Origin of the sequence: Hyalangium versicolor (genome assembly GCF_020103695.1) — a bacterium.
Lineage (GTDB): Bacteria > Myxococcota > Myxococcia > Myxococcales > Myxococcaceae > Hyalangium > Hyalangium versicolor.
In genome coordinates, this window is the sequence record NZ_JAHXBF010000006.1 from 348,721 (window position 1) to 369,832 (window position 21,112).

At 67.4% G+C, this 21,112-nt stretch carries 15 protein-coding genes; 13 read left to right on the top strand and 2 right to left on the bottom strand.

Annotated features, from left to right (window positions below):
• Window positions 1-102: 102 nt before the first annotated feature.
• Complete coding sequence (locus KY501_RS15220; RefSeq protein WP_224363688.1) at window positions 103-423, top strand: transcriptional regulator; 321 nt, start codon at window positions 103-105, stop codon at window positions 421-423.
• A gap of 75 nt (window positions 424-498) precedes the next feature.
• Here KY501_RS15220 and KY501_RS15225 read toward each other — a convergent pair whose 3' ends face one another.
• Together KY501_RS15225 and KY501_RS15230 are read right to left on the bottom strand one after the other, a co-directional pair.
• Window positions 499-3,012 (bottom strand): sodium-translocating pyrophosphatase, encoded by a 2,514-nt coding sequence (locus KY501_RS15225; RefSeq protein WP_224363689.1) that lies wholly within the window; start codon window positions 3,010-3,012, stop codon window positions 499-501.
• A gap of 684 nt (window positions 3,013-3,696) precedes the next feature.
• Entirely contained in the window at window positions 3,697-4,221 is a 525-nt protein-coding gene (locus KY501_RS15230; protein WP_224363690.1) for a hypothetical protein, read from the bottom strand.
• 171 nt (window positions 4,222-4,392) lie between these two features.
• Between KY501_RS15230 and KY501_RS15235 the strand changes: the two genes are divergently transcribed.
• From KY501_RS15235 to KY501_RS15290, 12 genes are all read left to right on the top strand, one after another.
• Window positions 4,393-5,064 carry a CHAP domain-containing protein gene (locus KY501_RS15235; protein ID WP_224363691.1) on the top strand — a complete coding sequence of 224 codons (672 nt, stop codon included), beginning with the start codon at window positions 4,393-4,395 and terminating at the stop codon, window positions 5,062-5,064.
• A 122-nt stretch (window positions 5,065-5,186) separates the two neighbouring features.
• Window positions 5,187-5,498 carry a hypothetical protein gene (locus KY501_RS15240; protein WP_224363692.1) on the top strand — a complete coding sequence of 104 codons (312 nt, stop codon included), beginning with the start codon at window positions 5,187-5,189 and terminating at the stop codon, window positions 5,496-5,498.
• 91 nt (window positions 5,499-5,589) lie between these two features.
• Entirely contained in the window at window positions 5,590-7,074 is a 1,485-nt protein-coding gene (locus KY501_RS15245; RefSeq protein ID WP_224363693.1) for a DUF7125 family protein, read from the top strand.
• Between the two features lie 57 nt (window positions 7,075-7,131).
• Window positions 7,132-7,950, top strand: coding sequence for a hypothetical protein (locus tag KY501_RS15250; protein WP_224363695.1), 819 nt, complete (start codon window positions 7,132-7,134; stop codon window positions 7,948-7,950).
• A 243-nt stretch (window positions 7,951-8,193) separates the two neighbouring features.
• Window positions 8,194-14,673 (top strand): HAMP domain-containing protein, encoded by a 6,480-nt coding sequence (locus KY501_RS15255; RefSeq protein ID WP_444881607.1) that lies wholly within the window; start codon window positions 8,194-8,196, stop codon window positions 14,671-14,673.
• A complete protein-coding gene (locus KY501_RS15260; protein ID WP_224363698.1) occupies window positions 14,670-15,503 on the top strand; it encodes a CheR family methyltransferase in 834 nt (277 codons plus the stop codon). Before KY501_RS15255 ends, KY501_RS15260 begins: the two co-directional genes overlap by 4 nt.
• Window positions 15,500-16,042, top strand: coding sequence for a chemotaxis protein CheB (locus tag KY501_RS15265; RefSeq protein WP_224363699.1), 543 nt, complete (start codon window positions 15,500-15,502; stop codon window positions 16,040-16,042). Before KY501_RS15260 ends, KY501_RS15265 begins: the two co-directional genes overlap by 4 nt.
• Entirely contained in the window at window positions 16,039-17,718 is a 1,680-nt protein-coding gene (locus tag KY501_RS15270; protein WP_224363700.1) for a sensor histidine kinase, read from the top strand. Before KY501_RS15265 ends, KY501_RS15270 begins: the two co-directional genes overlap by 4 nt.
• A 64-nt stretch (window positions 17,719-17,782) precedes the next feature.
• Window positions 17,783-18,187 carry a hypothetical protein gene (locus KY501_RS15275; RefSeq protein WP_224363701.1) on the top strand — a complete coding sequence of 135 codons (405 nt, stop codon included), beginning with the start codon at window positions 17,783-17,785 and terminating at the stop codon, window positions 18,185-18,187.
• On the top strand, window positions 18,180-18,443 hold the full coding sequence (locus tag KY501_RS15280) for a DUF5985 family protein (RefSeq protein WP_224363702.1): 264 nt from the start codon (window positions 18,180-18,182) through the stop codon (window positions 18,441-18,443). Before KY501_RS15275 ends, KY501_RS15280 begins: the two co-directional genes overlap by 8 nt.
• A gap of 8 nt (window positions 18,444-18,451) precedes the next feature.
• Window positions 18,452-18,724: a DUF5985 family protein gene (locus KY501_RS15285; RefSeq protein WP_224363703.1), complete on the top strand. Its 273-nt coding sequence runs from the start codon at window positions 18,452-18,454 to the stop codon at window positions 18,722-18,724.
• Window positions 18,725-18,896: 172 nt separating this feature from the next.
• Entirely contained in the window at window positions 18,897-21,101 is a 2,205-nt protein-coding gene (locus KY501_RS15290) for an ATP-binding protein (RefSeq protein WP_224363704.1), read from the top strand.
• Window positions 21,102-21,112: the final 11 nt, after the last annotated feature.

A 21,112-nucleotide genomic window follows, 5' to 3' on the forward strand; every position in this document is an offset into this window, starting at 1 on the left:
AAAGTCGAGAGGACAACGACTTTCTTTTCATTCCGGTCTCCAAGCGTGTCATCTCCCACCCCCCAGTATCCCCAATTCCTCCCAGAACAGGCAGGTGAGTGAATGAGCGAGCAAGGCCCGCAGGCCCGAGGCACCACCGTCCGCGCCGCGCTCGAGGCCGCGCTCGCCGCCGCCCCGGAGCAAGGCCTCACCGCGAGAGAGCTGTCCGGCGCGGTGGGCATCTCGGAGAAGGATGTGGCCGAGCACCTCTCCCACCTGGAGAAGTCCCTCAAGGCCTCGGGGGGCCGGCTGCAGGTGCTGCCCGCCGAGTGCATCGCCTGTGGCTTCGTCTTCCGGGACCGCAAGCGCTTCACCCGGCCGGGCGCCTGCCCCGAGTGCCGCTCCACCCGAATCGACCCGCCCGCCTTCCGCGTCGAGCGCTGAGCCACCCCGCAAAGCAAAGCGGCAGGGCACCCGGAGGCACCCTGCCGCTCGAGAGACTTCAGGGAGGCGTGAGGCTTAGGCCTTCACGGGCTCCTTGGCGCCCTCGGAGCTGCGGATCGGCGACTCGATGCGCATGCCGAAGAACGAGCGGTACACGAAGAACATCGAGAGGATGAAGAAGACCACCGCCAGGATGTGGGTCAGCGTGCCCTGGCCGGCCTTGTTCAGCTCCACCGACAGCTCCACCGCGAGCAGGCCGAACAGGGTGGTGAACTTGATGACCGGGTTGAGCGCCACGGACGAGGTGTCCTTGAACGGGTCGCCCACCGTGTCGCCCACCACCGTGGCCGCGTGCAGGTCCGTGCCCTTGGCGCGCAGCTCCGTCTCCACCAGCTTCTTCGCGTTGTCCCACGCACCGCCCGCGTTCGCCATGAACACCGCCTGGTACAGGCCGAAGATGGCGATGCTGATCAGGTAGCCGATGAAGAAGTACGGCTCGGCGCACGCGAAGGCCAGGGTGCTGAAGAAGACGCCCAGGAAGATGTTGAGCATGCCCTTCTGCGCGTACTGGGTGCAGATCTCCACCACGCGCTTGGAATCCGTCACGCTCGCCTTCTCCACGCCCTCCAGCTTGATGTTGGCCTTGATGAACTCCACCGCGCGGTAGGCGCCCGTGGACACCGCCTGCATCGAGGCGCCCGAGAACCAGTAGATGATCGCGCCACCCGTCACGAGGCCCAGGAGGAAGGGAGCATGCAGCAGCGACAGGTTGCCCAGGTTCGCCGTCTGCAGCGAGATGATGCCATCGCGCGTCTCGGTGCCGACCAGCAGCACGATGATGGAGAAGATCATCGTCGTGGCGCCCACCACCGCCGTGCCGATGAGCACCGGCTTGGCCGTGGCCTTGAACGTGTTGCCCGCGCCGTCGTTCTCCTCCAGGTACTCCTTGCCCTTCTCGAAGTCCGGCGTGAAGCCGAAGTCCTTCTGGACCTGCTCCTTCACGTTGGGCACGTTCTCGATGAGCGACAGCTCGTACACGCTCTGCGCGTTGTCCGTCACCGGGCCGTACGAGTCGACGGCGATGGTGACAGGGCCCATGCCCAGGAAGCCGAAGGCCACCAGACCGAAGGCGAACACCGCCGGGGCCAGCATCAGCGCGGGCGGCACGGAGGTGCTCACCCAGAACGCCGCGCCCATCAGGCCGGCGATGATGATGCCCATCCAGTAGCCGGAGAAGTTACCCGCCACCAGACCAGAGATGACGTTGAGGCTCGCGCCGCCCTCGCGGCTGGCCGTCACCACCTCGCGCACGTGGCGGCTCTCGGTGGAGGTGAAGACCTTGATGGCCTCGGGGATGATGGCGCCCGCCAGCGTGCCGCAGGTGATGATGAGCGACAGCTTCCACCACAGGGTGGAGTCACCGGCCAGATCCGGGATGAGCAGCTTGCTGACGACGAAGGTCAGCACCAGGGACACCGCCGACGTCAACCACACCAGGAACGTCAGCGGGTGCTCGAAGTTCATCTTGTCGGCGGTCTTGTACTTGGCGCCCTGGATGGCCTCGTTGACGAAGTAGGACAGCAGGCTGGCGATCACCATCACGATGCGCATGGTGAAAATCCACACCAGCAGCTGCACCCGGTAGCCCTCCGGCACCGCCAGGAGGATGAAGGTGATGAGCGCCACGCCCGTCACGCCGTAGGTCTCGAAGCCGTCCGCCGAGGGGCCCACGCTGTCGCCCGCGTTGTCGCCCGTGCAGTCCGCGATCACGCCCGGGTTGCGCGCGTCGTCTTCCTTGATCTTGAAGACGATCTTCATCAGGTCCGAGCCGATGTCGGCAATCTTGGTGAAGATACCGCCGGCGATGCGCAGCACCGAGGCACCCAGCGACTCGCCGATGGCGAAGCCGATGAAGCACGGGCCCGCGTACGTGGCGGGCACGAAGAGCATGATGATGAGCATCAGCAACAGCTCGGTGCTGATGAGCACCATGCCGATGGACATACCGGCCTGCAGGGGAATCGCGTAGGTGGGGTAGGGCTTGCCGCGCAAGCTGGCGAAGGCGGTGCGGCTGTTGGCGAAGGTGTTCACCCGGATGCCGAACCACGCCACGCCGTAGCTGCCCGCGATGCCGATGAGGCTGAAGACGAGGATGGAGACGAGCTTGAGGGGAGCCTCGCTCAGCATGTGCTGCAGGAATCCGAAGTAGCCGACCATCACCACCAGCAGCAGGCCCCACAGGGCGATGATGAACTTGCCCTGGGTGACGAGGTACGTCTTGCACGTCTCGTAGATGAGCTCGGAAATCTCCAGCATCGACTTGTGCACCGGCAGATTCTTCAGCTGGGCGTACTGGAGAAAGCCGAACACGAGGCCGATCACGCACACCACGATGCCGCCGAGCAGCAGCTGGTGGCCGTTGAGGGCGTTGTTGAGAAACGACTGGGAGGCGAAGTCCGGAAGGATGAGGTCCGCCTCGCTGGCGCGGGCGGTGCTACCGGCAAGGACGGCCAGGGCTCCGAGAACCCGGGCGGCCGTGCCGGTGACGCCCCTGCGAAGGGCGTCCATCCGTGAAACGGTGGATGTCATGGGGTGCAACTCCTCAAGAGACTCGTCTGTGACTCGAAGCCCCTACGGGCGCCGCGAGCCGGGAATGAACAGGAGAATGTCGAGGGGTTGGCCGCCAGCGAGCGGGGACACCGCGCGCCGACGCTTCAGCACAGCCTCGCCCTTCGGAGCCCGAAGAGCCCAGAAGGCGGCGGCCGATTAACACGGGCACGGTGTGAAAGTCGAATTCAACGGTACGACACCGTGCGGTAACATGCCGTCAGGGCTCGACCCAGGACCTTTGGCTTCTCAACGAAGGTCCGGGAAACCCGGCTTGCCTACATCCACGGTTGAAGGGCAGGGGCCCTCCCCCAAGGTCCTCGGTCTCCCCTAGGCCGCCACCCCGAGGGCGTCCCCCGTTCGAGCCATTCCTCCACGCATCGCTCGGCTGTCCCCCAGCACCAGCGCTCGTGACCCATTCGTGGCTCCCCCGCCCACCTCACTCCAGCCCCCGCCTTCTTCCCCCCACCTCGCCCTGACCGACCCCTGCCCTTCGAACCGCAGGCTGTCCTTCTGCAAGGGCATTGCCAGCACCGCGGCGCGGCAAATCTCTTGAGAAGACAGGGGGATGGGGGGTGGTGAGGGGATCCCCCGGGGGACGGAGGCCCGTAAAAAGCTCCGGGTGCCGGGCCCCCAGGGTGCAATCCCTCCAGGTTCGAGCGTGGACTAGTTCACCTTGATCTGGATCTCTTTGAGCGTCTCATCCCCGCGGATGACGCTGATGGTCCAGGCGCCCGCCTTGGTCAGGCGCACGCTGTTCCACCGGATGCTGCGCCAGCCCTCGCTCTTGAGCTTCACATCCTTCGTCTCGCGCACCGTGGCGCCCTGCTTGGTCTGGAGGGCCACGTCCTCCACGGTGTCGTTCTGCGGCACCAGGTAGTTCTGCAGCACGGTGATGGTGGTGTTGGCCTTCACGCCGGCCGCCGGATCAATTTCACCGATGCACTCGAACTTGGTGGGGCCTTCCTTGCCCACCTCGGTGCAGAGCTTCAAGTCCACGAGGATGGGGCCCTGGCCCTGGCCCTTGTAGAAGTAGTTCCACGTGTCGCGGACCGCGTCGGCGCTCGGCTTGTTCACCGGCGTGGCCGGAGCCGCGGGCGGAGTCGCCGGCTGGGCCGCATCCTGCGCCAGCGCCAGGGGCGCTCCAGTCAGGGCCACGAACACCACGCTCCGAGTCAGCATCTTCTTCATTTGAAAGAATCCCCTCCGTTGAGAGCCGACCGAGGCCGGCTCGGGGGCTGCGTCTAGCACGAAACCCTTCGAGGGCAACGCGAGCGGACATGAGGCGAGGTGGGTCCGCTGTCTCCTGTGTGGGGCGCCTGGCGGCTGAATACGCGGCGAAGCGAGCCCGTTTGCCCTGGCATGATCCGATCGCTCCTCGTCGTCATGCTCGCCTTAGTGGGGGCCTGCTCGCCTGGCAGCGCGCAAGCACAGGCTCCGAGCGGGACGGTCCGCGCCGCCAGGCGCTCCTCCGCACCGACAGGCAAGCAGATCGCCGCCAGGGCCACCCAGTTGGTGGGCGTGCGCTCCTTGCGCTCGGTCGATCGCTCGGTGCCGGATGACTGCACGGGGCTGGTCCGCCTGGCCTACGAGAAGGCAGGCATCGAATTGATGGACGGCAGCGGCGTGCGCGGTGCCAACGGCGTCTCGTTCATCTTCCAGCGGGCGCGCAAGCTGGGCGCGGTGCACCGCGATCACCCCAAGCCTGGAGACATCGCCTTCTTTCGCGAGACGTATGACAGGAACCGGGACGGGCGCCGCAACGATGGGCTCACGCACGTGGGCATCGTCGAGCGCGTGGAGCCCGACGGACAGGTCATCCTTGTCCACCGCGGCAGCAAGGGCGTGGCCCGCACGAGGATGAACCTGAAGCACCCCACCACGCACCGCCAGAAGCGCGGCGGCACCGTGGTGAACGACTACCTGCGTGCGGCGTCTCGAAAGCAGCGCGCCTGGCTCACCGCGGAGCTGTTCGCGGGGTTTGCCTCGCCGGATCCGTGGATCCGCGCGCGGCGCGCACCCCCGGCGCGATAGACGCTTCACTCTCCGTTGGAATAGGGCCCTGGCGAGCGCTCCGATTCGGGTTTACCTCAGTCGCAACGGCTCGGGTTTGCCGCTCAAGTGCGCATGCGGCCCGGGTGTCTGTCCGAGCTGGCATGATCCGAGTCGATGAGGTGCTCATGAGCTGTCCCGTTGCCTCCGTGAACCGCGCGCTGTGCGTGTTGGCCGCCGCGTGGATGTTGATACCCGTAGGGAGACCGGCCGCGGAGGTGAAGGCCGGGCGGGAAGAGCCGGTGGCACTTCAGCAGGCCTACGAGTCCGCTCGTACCGAGCACCTGGAGGCAGCGCCCGCGGAGCCGGTGGACCCCTGCAACCTCGGCCCGTCGCGCGCGTTCCTCGCCCCGCTCTGTCTGGCCATCACCCCGTCGACCCGGAAGAGGCCCCCCCGGGTGGTGGCCGGCCGGTAGGGCGGGGAGGCCCGCAGCGAGGCCGGGTCAACACACAAGGCGTTCTTGAGTACAACGCCAGGGGCAGGGGTTTTGCGCTAAGAGAAGGGGGATGTCCTCCTCCGAGAACACACCCCTCCTTTCCGGGCGACTGGCCAGCGGTATTCCGGGGCTGGACGAGGTGCTGGGCGGGGGACTGCGGCGCGCGGGCATCTACCTGGTGATGGGACCACCGGGCGCCGGCAAGACACTGCTGGCCAACCAGGTCTGCTTCCACCAGGCCCGCCAGGGCATGCGCTCGCTCTATGTCACGCTGCTGGCCGAGCCCCACGTGCGCATGCTCGAGCACCTCGAGCCCATGCGCTTCTTCGAGCCGCGAGCCCTGCCGGACACCGTCTGCTACGTGAGCGCGTTCCAGGTGCTGGAGTCCCAGGGGCTGCACGGGCTGCAGGAGATGCTGCGCCGCGAGATGCGCCAGCGCGAGGCGGGGCTGCTCGTCATCGACGGGCTGGTGCAGGCCCAGGAGCAGTCCGCCAGCCCGCGCGAGTTCAAGAAGTTCATCCACGAATTGCAGACCGCCGCGAACCTCGCGCGCTTCACCGCTTTGCTGCTGTCCACCTCGGGCACCGAGTCGCAGGCCTCGCCCGAGCAGGCCATGGTGGACGGCATCATCGAGTTGCACGAGAGCTCCTACGGCGTTCGCGCCCACCGCGAGCTGCGGGTCCGCAAGTTCCGCGGCGGCGAGAACCTGCCGGGGCGCCACGTCTTCCGCATCTCCGATGCGGGCCTGGAGGTGTTTCCCCGGCTGGAGTCCCGCATTCACCGCCAGCAGCCGGTGGATCCGGGCTCGCAGCGCGTCCGCTTTGGGATTCCCTCGTTGGATGCCATCTTCTCCGAGGGCCTGGCGGCGGGCTCCACCACCTTGTTGCTCGGCCCCACCGGCAGCGGCAAGACGCTGCTGGGCCTGAGCCTGCTGGCCGAGGGGCTGCGCCAGGGTGAGCCGTGCCTCTACTTCGGCTTCTACGAGCCGCCGGACCGGCTGATGAACAAGGCCGCCAAGGTGGGCATCGAGCTGCGGCCGGCGGCGGAGGCAAACAGGCTCTCGCTCCAGTGGCAACCACCGGGGGAGTACGAACTGGACGTGCTGGCCTCGCGCTTGCTGGCAGCGGTGAAGGCCCACGGAGCCAGGCGGGTGTTCGTGGACGGGCTGAGCGCCTTCTTCGACGCCACCACCGAGCCCGCGCGCCTCAGCCTCTTCTTCGCGGGCCTCACCCACGAGCTGCGTTGCCTGGGCGCCACCACGGCCTTCGCCCTGGAGACCTCCCAGGTGTTCGGCCCGGAGCTGCCCGTGCCTGTGGGCAGCGGCATCTCCGCGGTGGCCGAGAACCTCTTCTTCTTGCGCCACGTGGAGCTGCGCTCGCGCCTGCACCGGCTGGTGTCCGTCCTCAAGGTGAGGGACTGCGAGTACGACACGACGCTGCGCGAGTTCACCATCTCCTCGGGGAGCGGCATCGCCGTGCAGGGGCCTTTCGAGGGAGGCGAGGCCATGCTCACCGGGGTGGCCCGCCAGACCGGGGGCGACTCCTCTCGGGAGTGATTCTCGAAGGCCTGAGCGCTCGACAGGCGAACCGTGGCACGATAGCCCTGAGGCCTCATGTTCCACGTGCTCAAGCTCGGTCCTGTCCAACTCACCCAGGACAGCACCAACGTGTATCTCCGGGTGACGCCCACGGGCGAGTTCTCGCCGCCCGTGTTCGATCGCGACGATCTGACGGGGGTGCAGGCGGTGATCCAGGGTGTCGAGCCCGGGAACGTGAGCTGCGAGCCGGACCTGGCGGCCGTGGCGCAGAGCCTGGGTTTGCGGGTGGAGCCGCCCCCGCAGGAGGTGCTCTCCGCGCGCGCGGCCATCGCCACCTTCATGGCGTGGGAGCAGCGTGGCGTGGCGGGGTTGGGGGCGGACAAGGCGCTGCTCTTCGTCCAGGCTGGCACAGAGTTCTGGGAGGCTCGCCCCTGGACGCACTGGGATGACTCCCAGCCCTTCCACGTCACCGTCACCGGCCCGCTGTCGCGCACCTACGAGGGCAGCATCTTCGGGGGAGAGAACGGCGGCGAGGGGATTGCGCTCTACGAGCAGACGGGTGCGCTCAAGGTGCTGATGGATCTACAGGGCAGCGGCCACGGAGATGCCGCCACGCAGCTGCCTGCCATCGGCCTCACGCTGGACACCCGGCCCAGCTACGCGGTGGCCGCGCTCGCCGCCGCGGGCCGAGCGCCTCGCCTGCCTCTGCCGCTCAAGACGGGGCCCGGAGGGCTCTCCATGCCCTCTCCCATCGAAGCGCTGGTGTTGGTGGCCACCCTGCGGGGCATGGCCCGCCTGGATCCGAACCAGCGCGAGGCCCTCAGCACCATCGTCTCCGGCACCGAGCAGATGGTGATCCGAGTAGTTGCTCCGCAGCCGCGCATGCGCAACTGACGGTTGCCCGCAGGGCAAGCCAAACAGCATGGCCGGGAACTGCCCTTCACTCAATGTGTGTGGGTCCAGGGTAAACGTCCGATAGCGGACGAACGAGGCAGGGGACTGTCCCCTACCCAGCAGCCGAGCACGACCCGGGGACTGGCGCATCCTCCCGCAATCAAAGAGAACTCTGCTCCGCTCAGTATTCCCAGTCCACGGCAAGGGACCGCTTTGACCGTCGTGGGCCAGCCAGGGGCTCGAATGCGCACCCAGAAGACGACTTCAACCCGGAAGACTTCCCGTCCGGTTCCCCGGGACATGGAAGTTTCCTCCGACACGCTCGACGAACGTCAGTTGCTCCGAGTCCTCTCGGCTGTTCAGCGCGGTGACTTCACGGTCCGGATGCCCGTGGACACGGTGGGTATCTCCGGCAAGGTCGCCGACACGCTCAATGACATCATCGACCTGAACGAGCGCATGGCGAAGGAGTTCGAGCGCATCGGGACGATGGTGGGTAAGGAGGGCCGTATCACCCAGCGCGCGACGCTGGCGAACTCGGTGGGTTCATGGGCCGACTGCGTCGAGTCCGTGAACATGCTGGTGGCCGACCTGATCCAACCGACGTCTGAGATGAGCCGCGTGATTGGCGCGGTGGCCAAGGGCGACCTGTCGCAGACGATGGCGCTCGAGGTGGATGGCCGGCCCCTCAAGGGCGAGTTCCTCCGCACCGCCCGCCTGGTGAACGGCATGGTGGAGCAGCTCGGCTCGTTCGCCTCGGAAGTGACGCGCGTGGCGCGCGAAGTGGGTACGGAGGGAAAGCTGGGCGGTCAGGCCAAGGTGAAGGGCGTGGCCGGTACGTGGAAGGACCTCACGGACAACGTGAACTCCATGGCCAGCAACCTGACGTCGCAGGTGCGCAACATCGCCGAGGTGACGACGGCGGTGGCCCGTGGCGACCTGTCCAAGAAGATCACCGTGGATGTGCGCGGAGAGATTCTGGAGCTGAAGAACACGATCAACACGATGGTGGATCAGCTCTCGTCCTTCGCTTCGGAAGTGACGCGTGTGGCGCGCGAAGTGGGTACGGAAGGAAAGCTGGGCGGCCAGGCTTTCGTGAAGGGCGTGGGTGGTACGTGGAAGGACCTCACGGACAACGTGAACTCGATGGCGTCGAACCTGACGTCGCAGGTGCGCAACATCGCCGAGGTGACGACGGCGGTGGCCAACGGTGACCTGTCCAAGAAGATCACCGTGGACGTGCGCGGTGAGATTCTGGAGCTGAAGAACACCATCAACACGATGGTGGACCAGCTGTCCTCGTTCGCCTCGGAAGTGACGCGCGTCGCTCGTGAGGTGGGTACGGAAGGAAAGCTGGGCGGTCAGGCCGAGGTGAAGGGCGTGGCCGGTACGTGGAAGGATCTCACGGACAACGTGAACTCCATGGCCAGCAACCTGACCGCGCAGGTGCGCAACATCGCCGAGGTGACGACGGCGGTGGCCAACGGTGACTTGTCCAAGAAGATCACCGTGGATGTGCAGGGTGAAATCCTCGAGCTGAAGAACACGATCAACACGATGGTGGATCAGCTGTCCTCGTTCGCCTCGGAAGTGACGCGCGTCGCTCGCGAGGTGGGTACGGAAGGAAAACTGGGCGGTCAGGCCGTCGTGAAGGGCGTGGGTGGTACGTGGAAGGACCTCACGGACAACGTGAACTCCATGGCCAGCAACCTGACGGCGCAGGTGCGCAACATCGCCGAGGTGACGACGGCGGTGGCCAACGGCGACCTGTCCAAGAAGATCACCGTGGATGTGCGCGGTGAGATTCTGGAGCTGAAGAACACGATCAACACGATGGTGGACCAGCTCCGCTCCTTCGCCTCGGAAGTGACGCGCGTGGCGCGCGAAGTGGGTACGGAAGGAAAGCTGGGCGGTCAGGCTGTTGTGCGCGGCGTCGGTGGAACGTGGAAGGACCTCACGGACAACGTGAACTCCATGGCCTCCAACCTGACGGCGCAGGTGCGCAACATCGCTGAAGTGACGACGGCGGTGGCCAATGGTGACCTGTCCAAGAAGATCACCGTGGATGTGCGCGGTGAGATCCTGGAGCTGAAGAACACCATCAACACGATGGTGGATCAGCTGTCCTCCTTCGCCTCGGAAGTGACGCGCGTCGCTCGTGAGGTGGGTACGGAAGGAAAGCTGGGTGGCCAGGCCGTCGTGAAGGGTGTCGGCGGTACGTGGAAGGATCTCACGGACAACGTGAACTCCATGGCCAGCAACCTGACGGCCCAGGTGCGCAACATCGCCGAAGTGACGACGGCGGTGGCCAACGGAGACCTGTCCAAGAAGATCACCGTGGATGTGCGCGGAGAGATTCTGGAGCTGAAGAACACGATCAACACGATGGTGGACCAGCTGTCGTCGTTCGCCTCGGAAGTGACGCGTGTGGCGCGCGAAGTGGGTACGGAAGGAAAGCTGGGCGGTCAGGCCATCGTGCGCGGCGTCGGTGGAACGTGGAAGGACCTCACGGACAACGTGAACTCGATGGCGTCGAACCTGACGTCTCAGGTGCGCAACATCGCTGAAGTGACGACGGCAGTGGCTCGCGGTGATCTGTCCAAGAAGATCACCGTGGACGTGCGCGGAGAGATTCTGGAGCTGAAGAACACGATCAACACGATGGTGGACCAGCTGTCCTCCTTCGCCTCGGAAGTGACGCGCGTCGCTCGTGAGGTGGGTACGGAAGGAAAGCTGGGTGGTCAGGCCGTCGTGAAGGGCGTGGGTGGAACGTGGAAGGACCTCACGGACAACGTGAACTCGATGGCGTCGAACCTGACGGCGCAGGTGCGCAACATCGCCGAGGTGACGACGGCGGTGGCCAACGGAGACCTGTCCAAGAAGATCACCGTGGACGTGCGCGGTGAGATCCTGGAGCTGAAGAACACGATCAACACGATGGTGGACCAGCTGTCGTCGTTCGCCTCGGAAGTGACACGTGTGGCGCGCGAGGTGGGTACGGAAGGAAAGCTGGGCGGCCAGGCCTTCGTGAAGGGTGTGGCCGGCACGTGGAAGGACCTCACGGACAACGTGAACTCCATGGCCAGCAACCTGACGGCGCAGGTGCGCAACATCGCCGAGGTGACGACGGCGGTGGCCAACGGTGACCTGTCCAAGAAGATCACCGTGGACGTGCAGGGCGAAATCCTGGAGCTGAAGAACACCATCAACACGATGGTGGACCAGCTGTCCTCGTTCGCTTCGGAAGTGACGCGCGTCGCTCGTGAGGTGGGTACGGAAGGAAAGCTGGGCGGTCAGGCCGTGGTGAAGGGCGTGGCCGGTACGTGGAAGGACCTCACGGACAATGTGAACTCCATGGCCACCAACCTCACCACCCAGGTGCGCGGCATCGCCAAGGTGGTGACCGCGGTGGCCAACGGCGACCTGAAGCGCAAGCTCGTCGTGGACGCCAAGGGCGAGATCGCCGAGCTGGCCGACACCATCAACGGCATGATCGACACCCTCGCCGTGTTCGCCGACCAGGTGACCACGGTGGCCCGTGAGGTGGGTATCGAAGGAAAACTCGGTGGTCAGGCCCGCGTGCCCGGCACCGCCGGCATCTGGCGCGACCTCACGGACAACGTGAACCAGCTAGCCGCCAACCTCACCACCCAGGTGCGCGCCATCGCCGAGGTCGCCACTGCCGTCACGAAGGGTGACCTCACCCGGTTCATCACCGTGTCCGCCCAGGGCGAAGTGGCTGCCCTCAAGGACAACATCAACGAGATGATCCGGAACCTGAAGGACACCACGCGCAAGAACACCGAGCAGGACTGGCTGAAGACCAACCTCGCCAAGTTCACCCGCGTCCTCCAGGGCCAGCGCGATCTGCTCACCGTGTCCAAGGTGATCCTCTCGGAGCTCGCGCCGCTGGTGGATGCCCAGCACGGCGTCTTCTACATCTCCGAGCGCATCGAGGGAGAGCAGGTCCTCAAGCTACTCGCCAGCTACGCCTACCGCGAGCGCAAGGGCCTCTCCAACGTCTTCAAGTTGGGCGAGGGCCTCGTCGGCCAGTGCGCCCTGGAGAAGGAGCCCATCCTCCTCTCCGATATCCCGGACACCTATATCCGCATCAACTCCGGCCTGGGCGAGGAGGTGCCGCGCAACATCGTCGTCCTCCCCGTGCTCTTCGAGGGTGAAATCAAGGCCGTCATCGAGCTGGCCAGCTTCCACAAGTTCAGCGACGTGCACCTGGGCTTCCTCGAGCAGCTCACCGAGTCCATCGGCATCGTGCTCAACACGATCGCCGCGAACATGCGCACCGAGGCGCTGCTCAAGCAGTCCCAGGCCCTCACCGAGGAGCTCCGCAAGCAGCAGGAAGAGCTCACCGAGACGAACAAGCGCCTGGAGCAGCAGGCCAACTCGCTCCAGCAGTCCGAGGAGCTCCTCAAGCGGCAGCAGGAGGAGCTGCGCCGCACCAACGAGGAACTCCAGGAGAAGGCCAAGCTGCTCTCCGAGCAGAAGAACGAAGTGGAGCGCAAGAACCTCGAAGTCGAACAGGCCAAGCGCGCCCTCGAGGAGAAGGCCGAACAGCTCTCGCTCACCTCCAAGTACAAGAGCGAGTTCCTCGCCAACATGTCCCACGAGCTGCGCACTCCGCTCAACTCGCTGCTCATCCTCAGCCAGACGCTCAGCGACAACACCGACGGCAACCTCAGCCCGCGCCAGGTCGAGTTCGCCAAGACGATTCATGCCTCCGGCGCGGACCTGCTGGAGCTCATCAACGACATCCTCGACCTGTCGAAGATCGAGTCCGGCACCATGACGGTGGACGTGGGCCCGCTGCGCTTCAGCGACCTGCGCGAGTTCGTCGAGCGCACCTTCCGCCAGGTGGCCGACAAGAAGGGCCTGGACTTCAACATCCAGGTGGCCCCCGAGCTGGCCCTGGAGGCGCAGACGGACGCCAAGCGCCTTCAGCAGGTGCTCAAGAACCTGCTGTCCAACGCCTTCAAGTTCACCGAGAACGGCCAGGTCACCCTCGGCATCCAGTCCGCCCGGAGCGGCTTCTCGGCCGATCACCCCATCCTCCGCACCGCCCCTACCGTGGTGGCCTTCGTCGTCAAGGACACGGGCATCGGCATCCCCAAGGACAAGCACCAGATCATCTTCGAGGCGTTCCAGCAGGCGGACGGCTCCACCGCGCGCAAGTACGGCGGCACGGGCCTGGGCCTCTCCATCTCGCGCGAGATCGCCCGGCTGCTGGGCGGAGAGATCCGCCTGGAGAGCGAAGTGAGCAAGGGCAGCATCTTCACCCTCTACCTGCCGCTCAACTACGTGGCGCCTCGGCCCGCGGAGTCCGGGAGCGTCGTGGACAAGGCGATCGCCGGCGTCCAGGCCCTGCCGGTTCCCACTCTGAGCACCGTGCCTGCCCCTACCCCCGCTCCCGTGCCTGTCGCGGAGGTGCCCCCGCCGCTGGTCACCCGCCGCTTGGACATCGAGGACGACAGCGCCGCGATTCTCCCGGGCGACCCGGTGCTGCTGGCCATCACCACCGAGCCGGACCATGCGGCCCGGCTGCGCTTGGCTGCGCAGGGCGTGGGCTTCAAGATGCTCGTCTCCACCGAGGCCGAGGCCGCGTTGGAGGCGGCTCGCAACACCCGGCCCGTGGCCGTGGCCGTGGACCTGGACCTGCCGGACATGGCGGGCTGGGTGGTGCTGGACCGGCTCAAGCATGACGCCGCCACCCGCGCGCTGCCCGTCTACACCCTGTCCGAGAGTGACCACCGCGAGCGCTCGCTCACCCTGGGTGCGCTCGGCCACCTTCGCGCCGCCGCGGACCCCGAGGCCGCCGCGCACGCCCTCAAGGACCTGCGCGACTTCGTGGACCGCAAGGGCCGCAGCCTCCTCATCGTCGAGGATGATGAGGTGCACCGCAGATCGCTCGTGGAGCTGCTGGGCAGCGATGACATCCACACGGTCTCCGTGGGCACCGCGGCCCACGCGGTGAACGCCATCGCCGAGCGGCGCTTCGACTGCGTGGTGCTGGACTTGGGGCTGCCGGACATGCCCGGCGCGGAGCTGCTGCGCAAGCTGCACACCGAGCACGGCCCGGCCACTCCGCCCGTCATCGTCTACACGGGCCGCGAGCTGTCTCGCGCCCAGGAGACGGAGCTGCGCCGCGTGGCCGAGGCCATCGTCATCAAGGACGCCCAGAGCCCCGAGCGCCTCCTGGAGGAGACAAGCCTCTTCCTCCACCGCGCCCCCGCCCAGATGCCCGAGCCCAAGCGCCGCATGCTGGAGAAGGCCCGCCACATGGATCCGCTCCTGGTGGGCCGCAAGGTGCTCGTGGTGGATGACGACGTGCGCAACATCTTCGCCCTCAACACCGTGCTGGAGCGCTACGGCATGAAGGTGGCCTTCGCGGAGAGCGCCAAGGATGGCATCGCCCTGCTGGAGCGCGAGGCCGACGTGGAGCTGGTGCTGATGGACGTGATGATGCCGGAGATGGATGGCTACCAGGCCATGCAGGCCATTCGAGGCATGGAGCGCCTGGCCCATATGCCCATCCTCGCGCTCACCGCCAAGGCGATGAAGGGCGACCGCGAGAAGTGCCTCGAGGCCGGCGCCTCCGACTACATCACCAAGCCGGTGGACATCGACAAGCTGCTCAGCCTGCTGCGCGTGTGGCTGCATGCGCCGCGCGGAGGGGTGCCCAAGGCGCAGCGCACGGAGGTCTCTGAGTGACAGCCGTCACCCACAGCGCGGAGCTGGAGACGCTGGAGCTGGAGCTGCTCCTGGAAGGGGTGCGGCGCCACTACGGCTTCGATCTGCGCAACCATGCCCGGCCGCTGATTCTGCGGCGGCTGCGACACCACCTGCGCGAGGAGCGGCTGGACACCTTCTCCGCGCTCCAGGCCCGCGTGCTGCACGATGCCGAGGCCATGGAGGAGCTGCTGCGCGCACTGGCCTGCCCGCCGGACTCGCTCTTCTCGGATCCCGCCTTCTTCCAGGCCTTCCGCGCGCGGGTGGTGCCGGTGCTGCGCACCTACCCCTCGGTCCGCATCTGGCACGCGGGCTGCGGCTCCGGTGAGGACACCTACGCCCTGGCCATGCTGCTGATGGAGGAGGGGCTGTGGGGGCGCTGCCGGCTCTATGCCTCGGATGCCAGCGCGGGGCTGCTGGCGGATGCTCGCAGCGGTGTGCTGGCGCTCCCGAGCGAGCAGGACGTGAGCAACTACCAGGAGGCCGGGGGCCGGCGCGCGCTCGCGGAGTACTACACCCGCGATGGCAACTGGGCCGTGGTACACCCATCCCTGCGCGACAACATCTTCTTCACCCAGCACAACCTGGCCACGGATGGCTCCTTCAATGAGTTCCAGGTCATCCTCTGCCGGGACACGCTGTTGGCGTTCAATCGTTCGCTGGCCAGTCGCGTGCATGAGCGCCTTTATGAGAGCCTGACGCGGTTCGGCTTCTTGTGCCTGGGGCGCAAGGAGACCGTAGCTCGCACGCCCTACGCGGCGGCGTACGAGGAGCTGGAAGGCACGGGCCGCGTCTACCGGAGGTCGGCATGAGTCCCCTGGGGCTGCTGGTGGTGGGTGCGCCGCGAGGCGCCTCGGCGGAGGTGGAGGCGCTGCTCGCCTCGCTGTCTCCGCGCCTCTCCGTACCGGTGGTCCTCGCGCTCCACCGCGGCCCGCACGACTTGCTCGCCGTGCCGCTGGGGCGCCGCTGCCCCCTGCCCGTCTTCGAGCCCGATGACAAGGAAGAGCTGGTGGCCGGCCGCGTGTACCTGGCGCCCTCGGGCTATCACCTGCTGGTGGATCGCGGAAACATCTGTCTGTCTCGCGAGCCCGCCGAGCATGGGCAGCGCCCCGCCATTGATCCGCTCTTCGAGTCCGCCGCGGATGCCTACGGTCCGGCAGCCGCGGGTCTGCTCTTCGGCGAGCACGAGGATGGCTGGGCGGGGATGAGCACGCTGCGGGCCCGTGGCGGGCACGTCGCCGTGGTGGGGGAGGGTGAGCCCGTGGACGGTGTGGAGCGGGTCCGGCTGTCCGAGGTGAACGCCTGGTTGGCGCGGCTGTCCTATGCGCCGCGAATGAAGGTGCAGCCGTGAGTGCGCAGTTGCCTCGGGAGAAGGTCCCCATCCTCCTGGTGGATGATCAGCCCGAGGGGTTGATGGCGTTGGAGGCGACCCTGGCGCCCCTGGGGCAGCAGATCGTCGTCGCCCGGAGCGGCCGCGAGGCGCTGCGCCAGTTGCTCAACCAGGACTTCGCGGTGGTGCTGCTGGACATCGTCATGCCGGGGATGGACGGCTTCGAGACGGCGCAGCTCATCCGCGAGCGCGAGAAGAGCCGCAACACGCCCATTCTCTTCCTCACCGCGCTCTCTCGCGGCGAGGTGCCCGAGTTCCGCGCCTACGCGGTGGGCGCGGTGGACTACCTGCTCAAGCCCTACGAGCCGGACATCCTCCGCTCCAAGGTGAGCGTCTTCGTGGACCTGTTTCGCAAGACGGAGATGCTGCGGCGCCAGGCCGAGGCGCTGCGCGAGGCCCAGCGGCGCGAGCACGAGCGCGAACTGGCCGAGGCCCACCAGCGCCTGGAGGTGGAGCGCTCGCGGTGGCGCGAGGAGCTGCTGCGCAAGGAGATGGAGACGGGCCGCAACCAGCAGCGGTGGCTGGAGGCCGTGCTCACCACGTTGCCCAGTCCGCTGGCCCTGCTGGAGCCGGGCACCGGGCACATCCTCTTCGCCAACCGCGCCGCTCAGAGCCTGGCGGACGGCGCCCTGGTCTATCCCGAGGCGCGGCGCCTGAACACGGAGCTCGTCTTCACGGACTCCGAGGGCAAGCAGTTGCCAGACGAGTCCCTGCCCGCCGCGCGCGCGGCCCGGGGGGAGCTGCTCTCGGGCGTGCCCGTGGAGTGGAGGCGGGGCGAGCAGCGCGGGGCGGCGCTGGCCTTCTCCTCGCGGCTGCCTCCCATGCACGGCCGTCCGGAGACGGCGCTGCTGGCCCTGCTGGACGTGACGGCGCTGCACGTGACGGAGCGCAATCTCCAGCGCGCGGTGCACGTGCGGGACGACTTCCTCTCCATGGCCAGCCACGAGCTGCGCACGCCGCTCACCTCGCTCAAGGTCCACGTCCAGGGCGCCCTGCGCGCCGCGCACCGAAGGGGCGAGGAGCCGCTGCCCGTGGCCCAGTACGTGGCGAAGCTGGAGACGCTCGAGCACAACGTGAGCCGGCTCGCCCTGCTGGTGGACAACCTGCTGGACATCTCCCGCATCCACACGGGCCGGCTGGACTTCGAGCTCGCCGAGGTGGATCTGGCGGCGGTGGTCCGAGATGTAGCCTCCCGTTTCTCGGAGGAGGCCTCGAGCGCTGGCTGCACCCTCTCGGTGCGCGCGGAGAACCCCGTCGTCGGCCGCTGGGATTACAGCCGGGTGGATCAGGTGGTGACCAACCTGCTCGCCAACGCGCTCAAGTACGGTGCCGGTGCCCCGGTGGAACTCGCCGTGAGCGAGGAGGCCTCTCATGCCACCCTGGAGGTGCGCGATGGGGGCATTGGCGTCCGCGAGCAGGACCGCTACCGCATCTTCGAGCGCTTCGAGCGCGCCGTGCCCCACGAGCACTACAGCGGCTTCGGGCTGGGGCTGTGGCTCGTCCACGAGATCGTCACCGGCCTGGGAGGCTCCGTCACCGTGGAGAGCCCCCCCGGCCAGGGAGCCCTCTTCCGCGTTCTGCTGCCCTGGTCGCGTGAACCCCAGGCGACCGAGTGGCGCAAAGTCGCCCAGGGGTGAACATCCCCGCTCCCCCTGGAAAAGAAATAGTTGATTTACAAAGCATCGTGGGCAAGTTGGGTGTGTGAGTGACGCGGTCATCCCCCCGCGGGTCCAGCGCTTCATCGCGACGCACATCGACTCCATCGAGAAGCTGGAAGTCCTGCTCTTGATGCGGTCACGGGCCGAGCGGGAGTGGACGGCCCGAGACATCAGCCAGGAGCTTCGCATCATGGAATCCTCCGCCGCCGCGCGGTTGGAGGACCTGAGCACCCGCCGTCTGCTCGTGAAGGCCGAGGGCTCGCCTGCCCTGTATCGCTACAGCCCGGCCAGCTCCGAGGATGCCCAGGACATCGCCCAATTGCAGGACACCTACAGCACGCGCCGGGTGAGCGTCATCTCATTCATCTTCTCCAAGCCCCTGGACAAGGTGAGAGGATTCGCCGATGCGTTCCGCCTGAAGCGGGACAAGGACGACGGCCATGGCTGAGGCGGTCTACATCCTCTGCGCGTTGACGAGCGTGGCGTGCGCGGTGCTGCTGTTGCGAGGCTACTCGCGCTCGCGCATGCGCCTGCTGCTGTGGAGCGGGCTGTGCTTCGCGGCGCTCGCCATCAGCAACATGCTGCTCTTCGTGGACCTGGTCATCGTGCCGGGGCCGGAGATTGACTTGTCCGTCTGGCGCAGCTCCCTGGCGCTGATCGGGATCTCCACGCTGCTCTACGGCCTCATCTGGGACTCGCAATGAAGAGCGGCATGATCAACACCATGATCCATGGTGGCCTGGTGATGGCGTGCCTGGCATGTGCGCTCTTCTTCCTGCGCTTCTGGAAGCAATCGCACGACAGGCTCTTCGCCTTCTTCGCGCTGGCCTTCGGGGTGATGGCGTTCAACTGGATGTTGCTCGCGCTGCTCCAGGTGGATGACGAGCGGCGCCACTACCTCTACATCATCCGACTGGTGTCCTTCCTGATCATCCTCTACGCCATCTGGGACAAGAACCGGGCCGGGCGCGGCAGCAGTTCCTGAGGGCGAGTGCCTCGGAGTGGACAGTTCGTGCGCTCTGTTCCGCAGGCGGGCCCACCTGTCCGCCTGCCCCCCTACGGGGAAAGAAGACGTTCGGCACCGGATCCACTTGCCGCTTCTCGGCTCAATTCGCATGTCGTCTGGGCCGTGCGCTCCGCGAGCGGGGGTATCCGACATGTGGGAAGAACTTCCAGTCGCGAGCATCCTCCTGGTGGACGACCATCCGGCGAACCTCGTGGCGTTGGAGGCGGCGCTGGAGCCGCTGGGGCAACGGCTGGTGAGGGCCCGCTCCGGGGCGGAGGCGCTCCGGTGCATCGCGGAGGAGGACTTCGCCGCCATCCTGCTGGACGTGCAGATGCCGGAGCTGGATGGGTACCAGACGGCGCGGCTCATCAAATCGCAGGAGCGCAGCCGGCACGTGCCGGTGCTCTTCCTCACGGCCATCCACCGGGACGAGCGGCAGGTGCTGCGCGGCTACGCGCTGGGCGCGGTGGACTACCTGCTCAAGCCGCTGGATGCGGACGTGCTGCGCGCCAAGGTGGCTGTCTTCGTGGAGCTGTACCAGCGACAGGAGCAGCTGCGCCGGCGCGAGGCTCGGCTGCGGGAGCAGGAGCGCGAGCTGCTGGTGCGCCAGGGAGAGGCGAACGCGCGCATCACCCTCCAGGCCATGCCGCAGGCGGTGTGGGCCACGCGGACGGACGATGATCAGGCCTGGTGCAACCCCGCCTGGGAGCAGCTGATGCCCGGGCAGAAGAAGAGCGGGCCGAGAGAGTCCTTCCTGGAGGCCGTTCACCCGGATGAGCGTGCGGCGGTGGAGGCCGGCTGGCGCGAGGCCCTGCGCACGGGACACCCGTGGGAGGCCCAGCACCGGATGGGGACTCCGGAGGGCTGGCGCTGGTACCGCCTGCGCGTGACGCCGCTGCCCCATACGGGGACTCGGTACCCTGGCTTCATCTGCACGGCGACGGACATCGACGACGAGCGCCGCGGCCACCAGGTCTCCCAGTTGCTGTCGCACGCCAGCGTGGTGCTGTCCTCCTCGCTGGATTTCCACGCCACCCTGGCTCGCCTGGCGCAGTTGGTGGTTCCGCGCTTCGCGGATTGGTGCGCGGTGGATGTGCTGACCGAGGAGCAGGCCGAGGCGAGGCTCTGCCGGGTGGCGGTGGCTCACGTGGACTCCGGCAAGGCGGAGCGGGTGCTGGAGCTGCACCAGCGCTTCCCTCCGCTGCAGGGCGGGCCGTTCGGCGTGGGGCGGGTGTTGGACTCCGGGAGCCCCGAGCTGCTGGTGGACGTGCCGGACTCGCTGCTTCGGAGGATGGCGCCGGAGCCGGAGCACGCGGCGCTGCTGCGAGAGGTGGGCTGCCAGTCGTGCATCCACGTGCCCATGCGCGCCCGCGAGCGGACCTTTGGCGTGATCACCTTCGCCATCTCGGGCGCGCGCCACCGCTATGACGCGAGGGACCTGGCGCTGGCCGAGGAGCTGGGCCGCCGCGCGGCGGTGGCCATGGACAACGCGCTGCTCTACCTCGAGGCCCAGCGGGCCCAGCGGGTGGCTCAGGAGGCCAATCGGCTCAAGGACGAGTTCCTCGCCACGCTCTCGCACGAGCTGCGCACCCCGCTGACGTCCATCCTCGGGTGGACGCAGATGCTCCTCAAGCGGGACGACCTGGACGAGGCAGGCCAGCGCCGTGGGCTGATGATCATCGAGCGCAACGCGCGGGCGCAGCGCCAGCTGGTGGAGGATCTGCTGGATGTGGCGCGCATCACCAGCGGCAAGCTGGTGATGGACCTGAAGGAGGTGGCGCTGCGCGAGGTGGCGGAGGCGGCGCTGGAGAGCGTGCGGCCCACGGCGGAGATGCGCGGCGTGCAGCTTCAGGCGGAGTTGGAGGCGCTGAGCGAGAACGTCTTCGCGGACGCCACCCGGTTGCAGCAGGTGCTGTGGAACCTGCTCTCCAACGCCATCAAGTTCACCGATCGGGGTGGGTGCGTGCGGTTGAGCGCGCGCCGGCGCGAGTCCCTGGTGGAGCTGGCGGTGCGCGACACCGGCAAGGGCATCCCGCGCGAGCTGTTGCCCCACGTCTTTGAGCGTTTTCGTCAGGGGGAGATTGGCCGCGAGCATGGGGGCCTGGGGCTGGGGCTGGCCATCGTGCGGCACCTGGTGGAGCTGCACGGCGGCTCGGTGGAGGTGGTGAGCGATGGGCCGGGCTCGGGGGCCACCTTCACGGTGTGCCTGCCGCTGCGGGCCAGTCGGCAGGAGCCCTTCACCGGGCCAGAGCCCGTGGTGCGTGTCCCGGGGTTCGCGGAGGCCAAGGGGCGGCTGCTCGTCTCCGACGAGCCGGGCTCGGTGGCCGCTGCGCTGCAAGGCCCGGCTCTCCACTGAGGTGACGGGCC